The organism is Azospirillum sp. BE72 (genome assembly GCF_031455875.1).
Classification (GTDB): Bacteria; Pseudomonadota; Alphaproteobacteria; order Azospirillales; family Azospirillaceae; genus Azospirillum.
Genome location: NZ_JAVDTO010000001.1, coordinates 967,178 through 981,351, shown reverse-complemented (window position 1 = coordinate 981,351; position 14,174 = coordinate 967,178). Strand labels below are relative to the sequence as shown.

12 protein-coding genes are annotated in these 14,174 nt (G+C 64.6%); 7 read left to right on the top strand and 5 right to left on the bottom strand.

Annotation, left to right across the window (positions count from 1 at the left end):
• Positions 1–83: 83 nt before the first annotated feature.
• On the bottom strand, positions 84–1,280 hold the full coding sequence (locus tag J2Y49_RS04790) for a hypothetical protein (protein WP_310112815.1): 1,197 nt from the start codon (positions 1,278–1,280) through the stop codon (positions 84–86).
• A 116-nt stretch (positions 1,281–1,396) separates the two neighbouring features.
• Positions 1,397–3,745 carry a UvrD-helicase domain-containing protein gene (locus J2Y49_RS04785; protein WP_310112813.1) on the bottom strand — a complete coding sequence of 783 codons (2,349 nt, stop codon included), beginning with the start codon at positions 3,743–3,745 and terminating at the stop codon, positions 1,397–1,399.
• Between the two features lie 584 nt (positions 3,746–4,329).
• Between J2Y49_RS04785 and J2Y49_RS04780 the strand changes: the two genes are divergently transcribed.
• Together J2Y49_RS04780 and J2Y49_RS04775 are read left to right on the top strand one after the other, a co-directional pair.
• The gene (locus J2Y49_RS04780) at positions 4,330–5,010 is read left to right on the top strand and encodes a response regulator transcription factor (RefSeq protein ID WP_310112811.1); all 681 of its coding nucleotides are present in this window, start codon (positions 4,330–4,332) and stop codon (positions 5,008–5,010) included.
• 303 nt (positions 5,011–5,313) lie between these two features.
• Positions 5,314–5,988, top strand: coding sequence for a response regulator transcription factor (locus tag J2Y49_RS04775; protein ID WP_310112809.1), 675 nt, complete (start codon positions 5,314–5,316; stop codon positions 5,986–5,988).
• Positions 5,989–6,138: 150 nt separating this feature from the next.
• On the opposite strand, the gene J2Y49_RS04770 is transcribed toward J2Y49_RS04775, so the two are convergent.
• Together J2Y49_RS04770 and J2Y49_RS04765 are read right to left on the bottom strand one after the other, a co-directional pair.
• Entirely contained in the window at positions 6,139–6,852 is a 714-nt protein-coding gene (locus tag J2Y49_RS04770; RefSeq protein ID WP_310112807.1) for an alpha/beta hydrolase, read from the bottom strand.
• A 233-nt stretch (positions 6,853–7,085) separates the two neighbouring features.
• Positions 7,086–7,634, bottom strand: a complete 549-nt coding sequence (locus J2Y49_RS04765) for a hypothetical protein (RefSeq protein ID WP_310112805.1) — start codon at positions 7,632–7,634, stop codon at positions 7,086–7,088.
• Between the two features lie 270 nt (positions 7,635–7,904).
• On the opposite strand from J2Y49_RS04765, the gene J2Y49_RS04760 reads away from it, so the two are divergent.
• The 4 genes from J2Y49_RS04760 to J2Y49_RS04745 all read left to right on the top strand — a co-directional run bounded on the left by J2Y49_RS04760 (position 7,905) and on the right by J2Y49_RS04745 (position 12,859).
• A complete protein-coding gene (locus J2Y49_RS04760; RefSeq protein ID WP_310112804.1) occupies positions 7,905–8,345 on the top strand; it encodes a YccF domain-containing protein in 441 nt (146 codons plus the stop codon).
• Positions 8,346–8,557: 212 nt separating this feature from the next.
• Complete coding sequence (locus tag J2Y49_RS04755) at positions 8,558–8,923, top strand: hypothetical protein (RefSeq protein WP_310112803.1); 366 nt, start codon at positions 8,558–8,560, stop codon at positions 8,921–8,923.
• A 60-nt stretch (positions 8,924–8,983) separates the two neighbouring features.
• Complete coding sequence (gene mutL, locus J2Y49_RS04750; RefSeq protein WP_310112801.1) at positions 8,984–10,903, top strand: DNA mismatch repair endonuclease MutL; 1,920 nt, start codon at positions 8,984–8,986, stop codon at positions 10,901–10,903.
• 300 nt (positions 10,904–11,203) lie between these two features.
• Positions 11,204–12,859, top strand: a complete 1,656-nt coding sequence (locus tag J2Y49_RS04745; RefSeq protein WP_310112799.1) for a DUF262 domain-containing protein — start codon at positions 11,204–11,206, stop codon at positions 12,857–12,859.
• A gap of 112 nt (positions 12,860–12,971) precedes the next feature.
• On the opposite strand, the gene J2Y49_RS04740 is transcribed toward J2Y49_RS04745, so the two are convergent.
• On the bottom strand, positions 12,972–13,583 hold the full coding sequence (locus J2Y49_RS04740; protein ID WP_310112798.1) for an NAD(P)-dependent oxidoreductase: 612 nt from the start codon (positions 13,581–13,583) through the stop codon (positions 12,972–12,974).
• Positions 13,584–13,716: 133 nt separating this feature from the next.
• On the opposite strand from J2Y49_RS04740, the gene J2Y49_RS04735 reads away from it, so the two are divergent.
• Positions 13,717–14,154: a helix-turn-helix domain-containing protein gene (locus J2Y49_RS04735; RefSeq protein ID WP_310112797.1), complete on the top strand. Its 438-nt coding sequence runs from the start codon at positions 13,717–13,719 to the stop codon at positions 14,152–14,154.
• The last annotated feature ends 20 nt before the right edge of the window (positions 14,155–14,174 follow it).

The following is a 14,174-nucleotide window of genomic DNA, read 5'->3' as shown; positions in this document are numbered from 1 at the left end:
CGCGAGAAGAAGCGGCGTTTTAGCATCAAGCCGGAAAGAGACCAAGGATTCCGGATAATGGGGGAACCCTTATCCGTGCGCTTCTACCGCCCCGACAGCCGGTCGGCGATGTCGTACATGCCCTGGGCGCGCAGGACCGACTGACGGTGGCGCACCAGGCGGCGCTCCAGCGCCTTCTCCATCGCCGCCCCGCCGAGCAGCGCGCCGTCCGCCCCCTTCAGCCGGTCGGTAAGGTCGCGGGTCAGCACCCCTTCCGCCTTCGCGTCGCGCCGGTCGAGGGGCTGGTCGCCGGCGACGCTCTGGCGCAGCCGCTCCAGCAGGACGGTCCGGCTCTGCGGCGCGCGGCCCTGCAGGGCGAGGCGGCAGACCTGGCGCAGCGACGCGGCCATCGGCGCCAGCGCCGGGTCGGGATCGCGGTCGAACAGCGCGTCGGCCAGCGCGCAGAGCCCGGCATGCAGGCTGGGCTGCGTGCCCAGCAGCTCCTTCATCGTGTCGGCGGACGCCATGATGTCGGCGATCACCCCGTCCAGCAGGGCAAGATGCCGCGGCCAGACATCGTCGTCGATCATCGCCAACAGCAGTTCCAGCTTGCCGGCCAACGTCCCGCCGCCTTCCAGCTGCTGGCACAGCAGGATCAGGAACAGCGTGTCATGCCCTGCCTCCCCCACCGACTCCTCGATCCTGTTGCTGGTGCCGGGCAGGTCGGCGGCGTCGAAGCGCGGCAGCCGGCGCCGTTCGGCCAGCGCATCGCGGGCGGTGGCGACGACCGCCTCCACCATCTGCCGCAGTTCACGGGCGCGGGCGGCATGCGACACGCCGTGAAGGTCGGCATGGTGGCGGGCCACCGCATGGATGGCGGCGCCCAGCAGCGCGCCCTGCTCCTCCAGCCGGCGGAACAGCGGCCAGGAATGCAGCAATTCGGTCGGGGTGATGCGCTGGGCGTCCAGATAGGGGCGCAGCAGCCGGCCGATGACCACCCGGCTTTCGAAACCGCGCAGGTCGTCCGGCTTGCGGCAGAGCGGCGCCCCTTCCGCCGTACCGCCCAGGGTCAGGCCCTTGCGCGCGGCCTGGGGCGCGGTCTTGTGAAGGATCACCGTTTCCAGCGACAGCCCGGCGATGGTGCGGAACTTCACCACCTTCGCCTCCTCCACCCCGGAGGCGGCAAGTTGGGAGCGGGCGGCCGACAAGGCCGCCTCCTGATCGGTATAGGCGCCTTCGATGAGCCAGCGTCCCTCGCGGCGGCTCTGCACCTCGTAACTGACGCTGCCCGTTCCGAACACGGCGGAAGACCTCCGGCTCCGTTGCAATGCTGCAATACTGGCCGGTGGCGGGGGCCGCGGCTGTGACGGCCGTCACAGTGCGGCAAACCGTCAGCCGGCCCCCTCAGCCCGCCCCCTCAGCCCGCCTTGTCGGCGGGCACGACGAAGCTGTCCATCACCTTCTTGTTGCCGGAATGGTCGAAGTCGATCTCCAGCTTGTCCTCCGACACGGCGACGACGGTGCCGTAACCGAATTTCTGGTGGAACACGCGCGCGCCCTTGGCGAAGGGCGCATCGGGCCGCGGCCGCGGTGCCACGGCATAGGCGCCCTGGTCCAGCGTGATGGTCTTCGGCGCCGGCGCCTGCCGGGTGGAGCCGCGGAACTGGAAGCCGCCGCCCGAACCTCCGCCGAAGCCGCCGGCTCCATAGGCCCCTGCCCCGCCCCCGAAACTGCCGCGCCCGCCGCTGCCGGCGAACAGGCCGTTGGCGGCCTCCGCCTCCACATTGTCCTGTGGGATTTCCTCGACGAAACGGGAGGGCACGGCGCTGACCCAGTTGCCGTAGAGCCTGCGGTTGGCGGCATGGCTGACATAGGCGCGGCGGCGCGCGCGGGTCAGGCCGACATAGGCCAGCCGCCGCTCCTCCTCCAGCCCGGCGATGCCGGTCTCGTCCAGCGCGCGCTGGTTGGGGAACACGCCCTCCTCCCAGCCCGGCAGGAAGACATGGTCGAACTCCAGCCCCTTGGCGCCGTGCAGCGTCATCACCGTGACCTGCTCGATCCCCGCGGCCTCGGCATTCTCCATCACCAGCGCCACATGCTCCAGGAAGCCCGGCAGGTTCTCGAACTCCGCCATGGCGGTGATCAGTTCCTTCAGGTTCTCCAGCCGGCCGGGGGCCTCGGGCGTCTTGTCCTCCTGCCACATGCGGGTGTAGCCGGACTCGTCCAGGATGGTGCGGGCAAGCTCGGTGTGCGGCACCGTCGCCATCAGCGTCCGCCAGCGGAAGAAGTCCTGCAGAAGCCCGCGCAGGGTGGCGCGCAGCTTCGGCTTCAACTCGTCCGTCTCGGTCAGCGCCCAGCCGGCCTCGGTCAGCGACAGCCCCTGCGCACGCGCCGCGGTGTAGAGGGTCTGCATCGCCGCCGGGCCGACGCCACGCTTGGGCAGGTTGACGATCCGTTCGAAGGCGAGATCGTCGTCACCGGAATTGACCACGCGGAAATAGGCTATCGCGTCGCGGATTTCCTGCCGCTCGTAGAAACGCGGACCGCCCAGCACCTTGTAAGGCATTCCCAGGGTGATGAAGCGTTCTTCGAACTCGCGGGTCTGGAAGCCGGCGCGGACCAGCACGGCGATCTGCGCCAGGGACGTGCCCTTGCGCTGCAGCGCCTCGATCTCCTCGCCGACCCAGCGCGCCTCCTCCTCGCCGTCCCACACCGCCTTGACCTTGACCGGCTCGCCGCCGTCGGCCTCGGTCCACAGCGTCTTGCCGAGACGGCCCTGGTTGTTGGCGATCAGGCCGCTTGCCGCCGCCAGGATATGGCCGGTGGAGCGGTAGTTCTGCTCCAGCTTGATGATGGTGGCGCCGGGGAAGTCGGTCTCAAATCTAAGAATATTCCCAATTTCCGCGCCACGCCAAGCGTAGATCGATTGATCTTCGTCACCGACACAGCAGATGTTCTTGTGAGCTTGCGAAAGTATTCTCAACCACAGATACTGCGCGACGTTCGTGTCCTGATACTCGTCCACCAGAAGATATTTGAACTTGCGGTGATATTCCGCCAGCACATCCGGATGGTTCTGGAAGATGGCGAGGTTGTGCAGCAGCAGGTCACCGAAGTCGCAAGCGTTCAGGGTGCGCAGGCGCTCCTGGTAGGCGCGGTAGATCGCCACCACCCGGCCGCCGGCCACGTCGCCGCCGTCGGCGTCGCCGAGCCGGTCGGGGGTCAGACCGCGGTCCTTCCAGCGTTCGATGGCGCCCAACACCTGCCGGGGCGGCCATTTCTTGGAATCGATGTTCTCGGCTGCCAGAAGCTGCTTGATCAGTCGCACCTGATCGTCGGTGTCGAGGATGGTGAAGTTCGACTTCAGCCCGACCAGCTCGGCATGGCGGCGCAGGATGCGTGCGGCCAGTGCGTGGAAGGTGCCGAGCCACCAGCCTTCCGGCTCGATTCCCACCAGATGGGCGACACGCTCGCGCATCTCGCGGGCGGCCTTGTTGGTGAAGGTGACAGCCAGGATCTGGAAGGCGGCGGCGCGGCGCGTCATCAGCAGATGGGCCAGCCGGGTGGTCAGCACCCGCGTCTTGCCGGTGCCGGCGCCCGCCAGGACCAGCACCGGCCCGTCCAGCGCCTCCACCGCCGCCCGCTGGGTCGGGTTCAACCCGTCCAGATAGGCGAAGCGCTGCGCCGCGCTTGGAAAGCCCGTGGCCGAAGCGGCGGCGGGGGGAGCGGCATGGCTCAACGGATCGTCGTCGTACGCGTCTGACATGGGCGGCCCGGCTTGGGGAAAAGAAGAAAAATCGGCTCAAGCATGGGAATGCTGTCTTGCGGTTGGAACGTATATAGCACAGAGCGCCCCGGCACGAACCCCGCGACAGCCCGCGTCTCCCATTCGGGTTTGCGCGGTTGCACGGCCAAGCCTAGGCCGAAGGGCGGGCGTTCAGGACATAGGACCCCAACCATCGGACGGGGGCACAATCCTCGCGCGGCCTACGCCGGCCGGCAACGAAGTCCCGCCATATTGCAACTGAGAAACATGACCAATTCAGAAGCCCCTGGTTAACGATTTCCCCTTTTCTGTCACAGGCCGTTATTCCGCCCGACCATCAAAGTTCGAATTATGTCCGCATCTTGTCTTATCCGGGCTTACGGCATATGCCCATTGCTCGACGCGAAATTTACCTAAGCGAAATTTTGCGCCGCGCAAATCGGGGGTATCTATGGATCACAACGAGGCACCCCACACCCTGACGGGGGAAGCGGGCCGGACGCGGGAGCGAGCGGTCGGGGATGCCTCGGAAGCGCCAATCGGCGCCACTTTGATCGGAACGGAACAAAAGGCGGGCTGAGACCATGGATGCCATCAACGTTTTCCTCATCGATGCCAACAAGCTTTTCCGTGAAGGCATGAAGCGCCTTTTCGAGGGCACGCCCTTCAACGTCGTCGGCGAGGCCGGCAGCCTGCGCGAGGGCCTGACGGCGCTCGGCACCGGCACCACCCCCGACCTGATCCTGATCGATCTGCCGAGCGGTGCCGACGAGGAAGTCGAGGCGATGCGCACGCTGCGCGAGGGCCATCCGTCGATCCGGATCGTCATTCTGACCAACGACCTGGAAACCCGCCGGCTGTCTGCCGCGCTGGGCGCCGGCGCCGGCGGCTACCTGCTGAAGGACATCGCCTGCGAGGCGCTGATGCAGTCGCTGAAGCTGGTGATGATGGGCGAGAAGGTGTTCCCGACCCATCTGGCCGAACTGCTGGTCAACGGGCGCACCGAGGACATGGGCGCCGAGCTGCCGACCCGCCGCAAGGGCCTGTCGCAGCGCGAGGTGCAGATCCTGCGCTGCCTGCTGAACGGCAACAGCAACAAGATGATCGCCAACCACCTGAGCATCACGGAAGCCACCGTGAAGGTTCACCTGAAGAGCCTGCTGCGCAAGATCAACGCGTCCAACCGCACCCAGGCCGCCATCTGGGCGCTGAACAACGGCATCGGCGACCAGGCCGCCGAAACCGGCGTCGCCGCCACGGTCTGACGGACGCCGTCAGATCCTCATCATAGCCCAGCGTTTCGCAAGGTCTCGCCCGCTATCCGTCCTGGCCGCCCGCCCCTTCCATCCGGGGCCGGCGGTCGGCGGGGCGGCGCGGCGCCGTTTCCGATTCCGGTGTCGTGCGGCGATCGACGCTCCCGTTCCGGTCGCGAAAGGCGCGGGCATAGAGGAAGCGGTCTAAGACGAAAAGCGAACTACAGCGTCAGAATGACCGTGCCTATGTGAACGTCCGGGCCGATGACGCCATCCCGGTGTGCCATCGCCGCAACCTTCCTGGAAATGCCCGCGATGAACGTGCTGATCGCCGACGATCACCTGTTGTTCCGAGACGGTCTGCGCCGCCTGCTGGCGCAATTCGACGCCGACATGACCTTTTTCGAGGCCAGCACCTATGACGAGGTGCGGGCGCTCTGCGACGGGACGAGACCCTTCGACCTGATCCTGCTCGATCTCGGGATGCCGGGCTGGACCGGATTCTCGGCGCTGGGCGACATCCATGTCAGCCTGCCAAAGGCCCTGCTGGTGGTGGTATCGGGATCGGAGAAGCGTTCCGACCTTCTGGCCGCGCTGGAGAACGGTGCGGCCGGCTACATCCCGAAATCCTCCAGCGCCAAGGTGCTGCTGGGCGCGCTGCAACTGGTGCTTGCCGGCGGCATCTATCTTCCCGAACAGGCGATCCGCGGCGGCGACCGCGTCGACCAGATGCAGGGCGGCTACGGCGGCGGCGCTGCCGGCGACCAGACGGACGAATCCGCGGCGCTGGGCAACGGCAGCGGCGGCGACCAGCTGACACCGCGCCAGCGCGACGTTCTGGCCCGTCTGCGCGACGGCAAGTCCAACAAGCAGATCGCCCATGAGCTGGGGCTGACGGAAGGCACGGTGAAGGTCCATGTCACCGCCATCCTGCGGCATCTGGGCGTGCGCAACCGCACGCAGGCCGCACTGACGGCGCAGAGCCTTTAAACCCTTAAGCGTTACTCTTCCACGGTCATCCCCGCGAAGGCGGGGATCCAGGAAACTCCGCAGTTCAATTGCTGAGTCGGCTGGATTTCCACCTTGGCGGGGCTGACGGGTGAAAGACGTTCATCAAGCGCATCGCGACTTGCGCGGTCCCTACCGCTGCGCCCGCTCCACCGCGGAGACCAGGGCCAGCAAAGCACCGCGCAATTCGGCGGCATGGGTGCGCGGGCGGACGGCGGCGGCATCGGGCACCGCGACGACGGTCAGCGTCCGGCAGCCGGTCAGCCGGCTTTCCAGCCGGGCGAACAGCTCCGCCGGTTCGCTTCCCTGCATCAGGGTCACCGGCACCCGCACCGCCGGCAGTTCCGCCTCCAACTCGCCAAGGCGGTCGGTCAGGTCCACGGGCCGCGGCCGGCCGAAACAGGCGGACAGGGCGTTCCAGCGCCGCCGCAGCGGCGAATCGGCCCCGACATCGTCGACGATCATCACGCCGCCGACCTGATCGGGAAAATCCAGCGCCGCCACGATGGCGAGCGGCGCCGTCACCGCACTCGCCACCAGCACCGGCCGCCGGCCGCCGCGTTCCACCAGCATCGACGACAGCCGTGCCGAGGCGGAGGCTGGCAAGGTCAGCCATTCCTGGCCCGACGGGACGTGGTCGAGCAGGCGCCACCAGGCACCCTTACCGGGATGAAGGAAGATCACTCGCCGGCCCAACGGATCGCCCGCCCGGTCCGCCGTGCGGTCGCCGGCCGTGCCGACACCGATGCCGGCATCCATCCGGTCCGACGCCGTGCCGGTCACCGCGAAGCGGACGGACTCTGCCCGTCCGGTGCGGACGGTGGAGGGATGGGTGTGAAAGAACACGTTCGGGTTCCCCGGTGCTGGCGTTCCGCGATGGGACGTTCCCACCGCCGAAGCCAACCCTAACGAAGCCGAACGCAAGTCGTCCCGTACGATAAATCGGGCAAAACCCTTAACGCGGCCCCGAAACCCGCCCTGCCCGCAAAAGGTTTCAGCCGCCGCCGAAACGGCTCAAAAACAAACCAAATTCCATTACTTGCCGGTGCTGCCTTTTGGCCGGTGCCATCGAACGCCGCTCAATGCAGCGTCACCTCCATCTCCTCGCCGTCCGGCGCCACCGCCATCGGGCGGCGCAGCTCGCCGGCCAGGCTCCGCCATTCCGGTGCTCCACCCAGCTGTTGCAGCAACTGCGCGGTGAAGGCGAAGACGGCATGTTCCAGCGGCCCGTTGTCCTCGGCGTGGGCGTTGACGGTCAGGCAGGACTCGGCCGCGCTTTCGAAGATGGCGGCGGCGGCACTGGTGCCCGGCCCGGGATCGGGCAGCGGGATGGCCTTCGGCTTTTCCCCGCTGACGCGCAGGCGCGACAGGTTGTCGGCCAGCAGGCGGGTGCGGATGGCGTTGTCGACCGCGGCGGCCATGGTGTAGCCGGCCTCTTCCTCGACGGTGGCGCGCAGGACGCGCAGGCCGGCGATCAGCCCGCGGACGACGTCGCCGCCGCTGCCGCGCTTGGCTGCCGCCGCGACGGCGGTGCCGAGGATGGCGGCGACCACCGGCGACAGCGACTCGCCCTCGCGCGGCATGTTCGGCGCATCGGCGCCGGGGTCGGTATTCAAAGCCTCGTTCATGCGGCCTCCGATCCGTATGGTCCGGAAACGGGCGGCCCGCCGGCGGTGCTGTCGGCGGAGGACCCGTCCGGACGCGTCGTCATGATGCCTCTACCGGATCTGTGGACCCTGCGGATCCGGTTCAAGGCATGGATTGCTTGAACCTCCCCCTCTTTCGCGCCGCCGGACGGGGTGCCCCATCGTTGCGGCTGGTCCCGCAATCGAAAGCCGCCCCTCTGGTCCACGGCCGGGACCGTCCCCACATCTGCGGCGAAAGGGAGGGTTCGTGTCATGCCTCTGCTCAGTCTTCTCCTCAATGCGCTGTGGTTGATCACGGGCGGCATCTGGATGGCGCTCGGCTGGCTCCTGGCCGCGGTCCTGATGGCTCTGTCCATCATCGGCCTGCCCTGGGCCCGGTCCGCCCTGACCATCGCCTATTACACCTTGCTTCCCTTTGGACAAACCGCCGTACGCCGGGATGAGTTCCGCGGGCGCGAGGACATGGGCACCGGCGCCCTGGGCTTCATCGGCAACGTGGTGTGGTTCGTGCTGGCCGGCTGGTGGCTGGCCGCCGGCCATCTGATCGCCGCGGTGGGTCTTGCCATCACCATCATCGGCCTGCCCTTCGCCTGGGCGCATCTGAAGCTGGCCCTGCTGGCGCTCTGGCCGGTCGGGACCGAGATCGTGCCGGCCGACGACGCCGACCGCCGCCGCATGCTGGGCCGGATCTGACGGTCCGGTGATCGGCCGGGGGCGGCTGTCCCGGCAGGACGCCCCCTACCGTTCCGGCGTTCCATTGCAGTACGGTCGTCTTGGCGGCGACAAAGTTACGGCGCCGTAACCGATGCTTAGGCCATTAACCGTTACTAAAGGATATGCCCCCAAAACTGTCGGAATATGTCGGCGTGGTTTCAGGCTTCCGGAACGAGGGGACATCGCTCTTCATGTCTTGGCTGTCGATCTTTTCCGGGGGCAACAAGGCGTCCGGCGACGCGAAATCCAGCGCTGGGCCGCAGAAGGAGCGTCCGTCCGCCCCGCCGACGATCGTCATCGATCACCACGACTACGTGCCGGAGGAATTCGTCCTCGGCTCCTTCCGCATCCGCCCCTATGACGGCGACCTGATCGCCAAGCAGAAGTTCGATTTCCGCCTGCAATTCGACCTTGGCGGCGATCCGGTGGACGTGTCCTGCATCGGCATGGTGGTGAAGCTGACGGAGGAGGCCGGCCTTGTCGCCCGCTTCCAGTCGCCCCAGCCCTTCTACGAACGCAAGCTGATCGAGTACATGAAGGCCCTGAAGGGCCTGTAAGCGCGCGAATATGCCCGAAGATGGTGGTGCCGGGCGCCGGCTGCCACTATATCTATGGGCATGCCGATCCGTCTTCTCCCTGAAACGCTCGTCAACCGCATCGCCGCCGGCGAGGTGGTCGAACGACCCGCCGCCGCCGTCAAGGAGTTGGTGGAGAACGCCATCGACGCCGGCGCCACCCGCATCGACGTGGTGGCGCGCGACGGCGGCAAGTCGCTGATCGCCGTCACCGACGACGGCTGCGGCATGACCCCGGACGAACTGGTCCTGGCGGTCGAACGCCACGCCACCTCCAAGCTGCCGGGCGACGACCTGCTCGACATCCGCTCCCTCGGCTTTCGGGGGGAGGCGCTGCCGTCCATCGGCGCCGTCAGCTGCCTGACCATCACCAGCCGCGCCCGCGGCGCCGACAGCGCCTGGAGCCTGACCGTCGATGCCGGCGCCAAGGGGGCGCCGCAGCCGGCGGCGCTGGCCCAGGGCACGCGGATCGAGGTGCGCGACCTGTTCGCCGCAGTGCCGGCCCGGCTGAAGTTCCTCAAGGCCTCCCGCACCGAATACGACCACATCGCCGATTGCCTGGAACGGCTGGCTATGGCCCATCCCGGCGTCGCCTTCACGCTCAGCGACGGCGGACGCGGCGGCCTGCGGCTGAGTGCGGCGCAGGGCGACCTGCTGGACGCCCGGCTGACCCGGCTGGGCGCGCTGATGGGCCGCGATTTCCAGGAGAACGCCGTGCCGGTGACGGCGGCGCGCGAGGGCGTGACGCTGGCCGGCTGGATCGGCCTGCCGACCCTGCACCGCCCGACCGCCAAGCACCAGCACCTGTTCGTCAACGGCCGCCCGGTGCGCGACAAGCTGATGGTGGGTGCCGTGCGCGCCGCCTATGCCGATTTCCTGCCGCGCGACCGCCACCCGATGCTGGCCCTGTTCCTCGACATCGACCCGCAGGAGGTCGACGTGAACGTCCACCCGGCCAAGGCCGAGGTGCGATTCCGCGACCAGGGGCTGGTGCGCGGCCTGATCGTCGGATCGCTGAAGCACGCGCTGGCCGAGGCCGGCCACCGCGCCTCCACCACCGTCGGCCTCGCCACGCTGGGCGCCCTGCGGCCGGAGCCGTCCGGCGACGCGCCGGCGGACAGCGGCTTCACCCCCTCCCCCCTGCCCTACGGACGTTCCGGCGGCGGCTCAAGCGGCAGTTGGGGCGGTTCCTACACGCCGACCGCCGTGCCCCGCGGTCTGGCGGAGCGCTCCGCCGCCTTCCAGGCGCCGACCCAGACGGGATTGCCGCCGCTGCAGGGGCGTCTCAGCGGCTTCGGCAACGGCTTCGCCCCCTCGGCCCGCCCGCCGGAATACCGCGCCCCCGACCCGTCCGCCCACAAGCCCGAGCCGCCGCTCGACAGCCACCCGCTGGGCGCGGCGAGGGCGCAGGTCCACACCACCTACATCGTGGCGCAGACCCGCGAGGGCATCGTCATCGTCGACCAGCACGCCGCCCATGAACGGCTGGTCTACGAACGGATGAAGGCCGCACTGCTGGAAGGCGGCGTGAAGCGCCAGGCCCTGCTGATCCCCGAACTGATCGAGTTGGACGAACCCTCCGCCAACCGCCTGCTGGCCCGCAGCGCCGAGCTGGCCGAACTGGGTCTGGTGATCGAGGGCTTCGGCCACGGCTGCGTGATGGTGCGCGAAGTGCCGGCCTTGCTCGGCCAGTCCGACGTGAAGAACCTGATCCGCGACCTTGCCGAGGAACTGTCTGAGCTGGGCGACGCCCTGTCGCTGAAGGAGCGGCTGGAGGAGGTCTGCGCGACGATGGCCTGCCACGGCTCCGTCCGCGCCGGCCGCACGCTGAGCGTCGACGAGATGAACGCGCTGCTGCGCCAGATGGAAGCGACCCCGCACAGCGGCCAGTGCAACCACGGGCGGCCGACTTATGTGGAGCTGAAGCTGGCGGATATTGAGCGGCTTTTTGGGCGGAGGTGAAATATATGAGTATAGCACATGATTGCAAATCTTTTTACTTCGAGATAATTTTCAGATCCCTGAGACAACTTCAGCCTATTGGAAGGATGTACTCAACCACATAGCGCAATTATTTAAAAAGCAAGACCTAAAGTGCATTCTATTCAATTGAATTTGAAGTCGCCCCATACCCCCTTTCGCATAGCCTCCCGTTTAGTGTCGCGTTATAGTGAGGCTAACGCTGAAAAGTGATTTGTGGCGTGCTGCGTCGCTCGCGCTTGCGAAGGAAGACCCTTATACTAATCCCGTAAGGAGACGAAATTGGATATTCAGAGCCCGTCAATTTCCAGCTTAATGGATGATGTTGTTAACGGTCGCGTTGTTTTGCCAGATTTCCAACGAGATTTCGTCTGGAAAGTAGAGGACATTAAAGATCTTTTGATATCCGCACTGGCGGACTACTATGTCGGAACAATGCTATATATGGATGATTTAGTTGAGACGACAGATTTTGCAACTCGTCTGATATATGGGGTGGAAAGTCGATTTCCTACCGTAGAAGCCAAGTCAATAATTAAGTTACTACTCGATGGCCAACAGCGGTGCTCTGCTATTTTTTACGCACTTTACGAGCCTAGCCTGCCGCTCTTTGGACGAAAGAGCCCTTATCGTTTTGTTCTTCACATTCCGGATGCACTTCTTAAGAAATGGGACGACGCTGTTATTGGATATGCAGTTACTAATAAGCGTGACGCTGCACGATACTCCGGAGAAGACTATATCCACTTTCGTGAATTCGTTGATGCCTCAGCGCTGATAGCACGCCTCAGTAAGAATAAATGGACAGACAAGTTCCCGGATATTTTCAATATAGTGAATGGATTCAATCAATTTAAAATTCAGATGGTAGAGCTTAAGCGAGGAACACCAATAGACACCGTTGTTGAGATATTTGAACGAATAAACAGGACCGGTATGCCGCTAAATATTACGGATCTACTAACAGCACGTCTGGTCCGCAAGGATATAAAACTTAGAGATCTTGTGGACTCTGCGCAAGAGTCTTACCAATTTGCGCAGGACGATGTTGGCATACCTTCGGAGTTCATTTTGAGAACTATATGCCTCATGCAAGGAAAAGAAATAACCAAATCAAATATACTACACCTTAGCTCCAACACTTTTTCAGAAGATTGGAAAAAAGCTTGCGGTTGCCTCGACCAAGCTTACAGAATGATGACATCAATATCGGGGGGATTTGGGGCCGCTGATTTTAAAAGATTCGCTCCATTCAAGACCATACTCATTCCATTAGCAGTAATTCTTTGGCACGTAGAAAACAGTACCAGAGGGACGGCTCCTGACTATGCGAAAGTGTCTGAATGGTATTGGGCGTCAGTTTTTGGAAACCGATACAATGAAGCTGTTAACTCCACGACATTCAGCGATTGCACACGCATGCGAGACTGGCTTCTTGAGAAATCTCCTGCGCCAGAATTTATCAGGAACTTTAACCCGCAATCGGTTGATCTTTTCGTAACGTCAAAGTCTAGCGCTACTTATAGAGGCATTCTATGCCAGATTTTACTTAATGGCGCATCAGATTTCAAAAGTGGAAAGCAGGCCACTCATGATTTGGCAAAACTTCAAGACGATCATATTTTTCCACGAGCTGGGTTTAATGATAACTCAATTCTGAATCGCACACTTATCACCTCAAACTCAGAAAAATCGAATCAACATCCTTCCAAGTATTTTGGTGCGCTTGAAACGGTGCATGGCAGAGATGGATTGTTAGATATCCTACGCTCACATTTGATGGATGAGCATTGTCTGGATGCTCTCTTATCTAATAACATCGAAGCCTTCAAGAGAAGCAGGAGAATGATCCTTAGCCGACACATTGCGACTCTCGTACCATCTGCTGACGGAATGATAAACCAGCAAAAGGAAGAGGAGATGCAGGAGGAAATCTGAATGCCCAATCCCTTTCGATATCATACATAGCCTGCCGCTTATTAAAGCGGAGCGACGGCAGGGACTTGCCAAACTGGCGCTCCTGCTGTCGCTACGCCTCTGACGCTCCTCCTCAGTACCCGACCGTGAACCGCTTGCGCTCGTGCTTCGGCGTCTCGATCTCGTCGGCCAGCGCCACGGCGAAGTCCTCATAGCTGATCCAGCTGCGGCCGTTCGCATCCGCCAGCAGCGTGTCGTCGGCCAGCCGGAACTTGCCCGTGCGCTCGCCCAGCACGAATTCGGCGGACGGCGACAGGAAGGTCCAGTTCAGATCCGGCTCGGCCTTCAGGCGGTCGAGGAACTCGGCGCCCTTGGTGGCCTCGGCCTTGTAGGCTTCGGGGAATTCCGGCAGGTCGAGCACGCGCACGCCCGGCGCCACTTCCAGGCTGCCGGCGCCGCCGACCACAAGATAGCGCGGCACGCCCGACGCCTTCACCGCACCGATCAGGCTGTCGGCATCGCCCATCAGGAACATCACGGCGCTGACCACCGCGTCATGGCCGGCCAGCAGCGGAGCCAGGGACTCGGCGTCGTTGGCGTCGCCAGTCTTCACCGTCAGGCCGGGGGCGGCGGCGACCTTGGACGGATCGCGGACGATGGCGGTTACGCTGTGGCCGCGGCTGAGCAGCTCGGCCTGGATGCGGCTGCCCGCGCGGCCGGCGGCGCCGATGATGGCGATGTTCATGGCAGGTGTCCTCTGACTAGGTTTCCAATGGTGACTTGATGCCGGTTTGGAAATCTGGTGTAAAGAAGGCACCTTTTCGTGACATGGTCACCCGTATGTAACCGCCGGGTGGCTCGCTTGGGAGTGGATGAGGATGGACAGGACCTTGCTGGGGCTGGGCGGCAAACGGCCGTCGGAGGTGGATCAGCTGCCGGACGCCTATGCCTCCGGCTGCCCGACGCGGCAGGCGCTGGACCGCATCGCCGACAAATGGACGGTGCTGATCCTGGGATTGCTGGAAGGCGGACCGATGCGCTTCAACCAGCTGCGCCGGGAGATCGAGGGCATCTCGCAGAAGATGCTGTCGCAGACCCTGAAAAGCCTGGAGCGCGACGGGCTGGTCAGCCGCAAGGTGTTCGCCACCGTGCCGGTCACCGTTGAATACGCCATCACCCCGCTGGGCGCCACGCTGGCCGAAACGTTGGTGCCTCTGCGGGTGTGGGCCGAGACCCACATCGCCCAGGTGCTGGAGTCGCGCGCCGCCTATGACCGGGACGAGGGAGACGCCCCGGCCCGGCTCGACGTTGCATGAATTCCGGTCGCCTGAACTCC

Bases quoted from the DNA above. Each gene is read 5' to 3' on its own strand.
- J2Y49_RS04785 (WP_310112813.1), bottom strand. From the start codon at position 3,745: ATGTCAGACGCGTACGACGACGATCCGTTGAGCCATGCCGCTCCCCCC.
- J2Y49_RS04780 (WP_310112811.1), top strand. From the start codon at position 4,330: ATGGATGCCATCAACGTTTTCCTCATCGATGCCAACAAGCTTTTCCGT.
- J2Y49_RS04775 (WP_310112809.1), top strand. From the start codon at position 5,314: ATGAACGTGCTGATCGCCGACGATCACCTGTTGTTCCGAGACGGTCTG.
- J2Y49_RS04765 (WP_310112805.1), bottom strand. From the start codon at position 7,634: ATGAACGAGGCTTTGAATACCGACCCCGGCGCCGATGCGCCGAACATG.
- J2Y49_RS04760 (WP_310112804.1), top strand. From the start codon at position 7,905: ATGCCTCTGCTCAGTCTTCTCCTCAATGCGCTGTGGTTGATCACGGGC.
- J2Y49_RS04755 (WP_310112803.1), top strand. From the start codon at position 8,558: ATGTCTTGGCTGTCGATCTTTTCCGGGGGCAACAAGGCGTCCGGCGAC.
- mutL (WP_310112801.1), top strand. From the start codon at position 8,984: ATGCCGATCCGTCTTCTCCCTGAAACGCTCGTCAACCGCATCGCCGCC.
- J2Y49_RS04740 (WP_310112798.1), bottom strand. From the start codon at position 13,583: ATGAACATCGCCATCATCGGCGCCGCCGGCCGCGCGGGCAGCCGCATC.
- J2Y49_RS04735 (WP_310112797.1), top strand. From the start codon at position 13,717: ATGGACAGGACCTTGCTGGGGCTGGGCGGCAAACGGCCGTCGGAGGTG.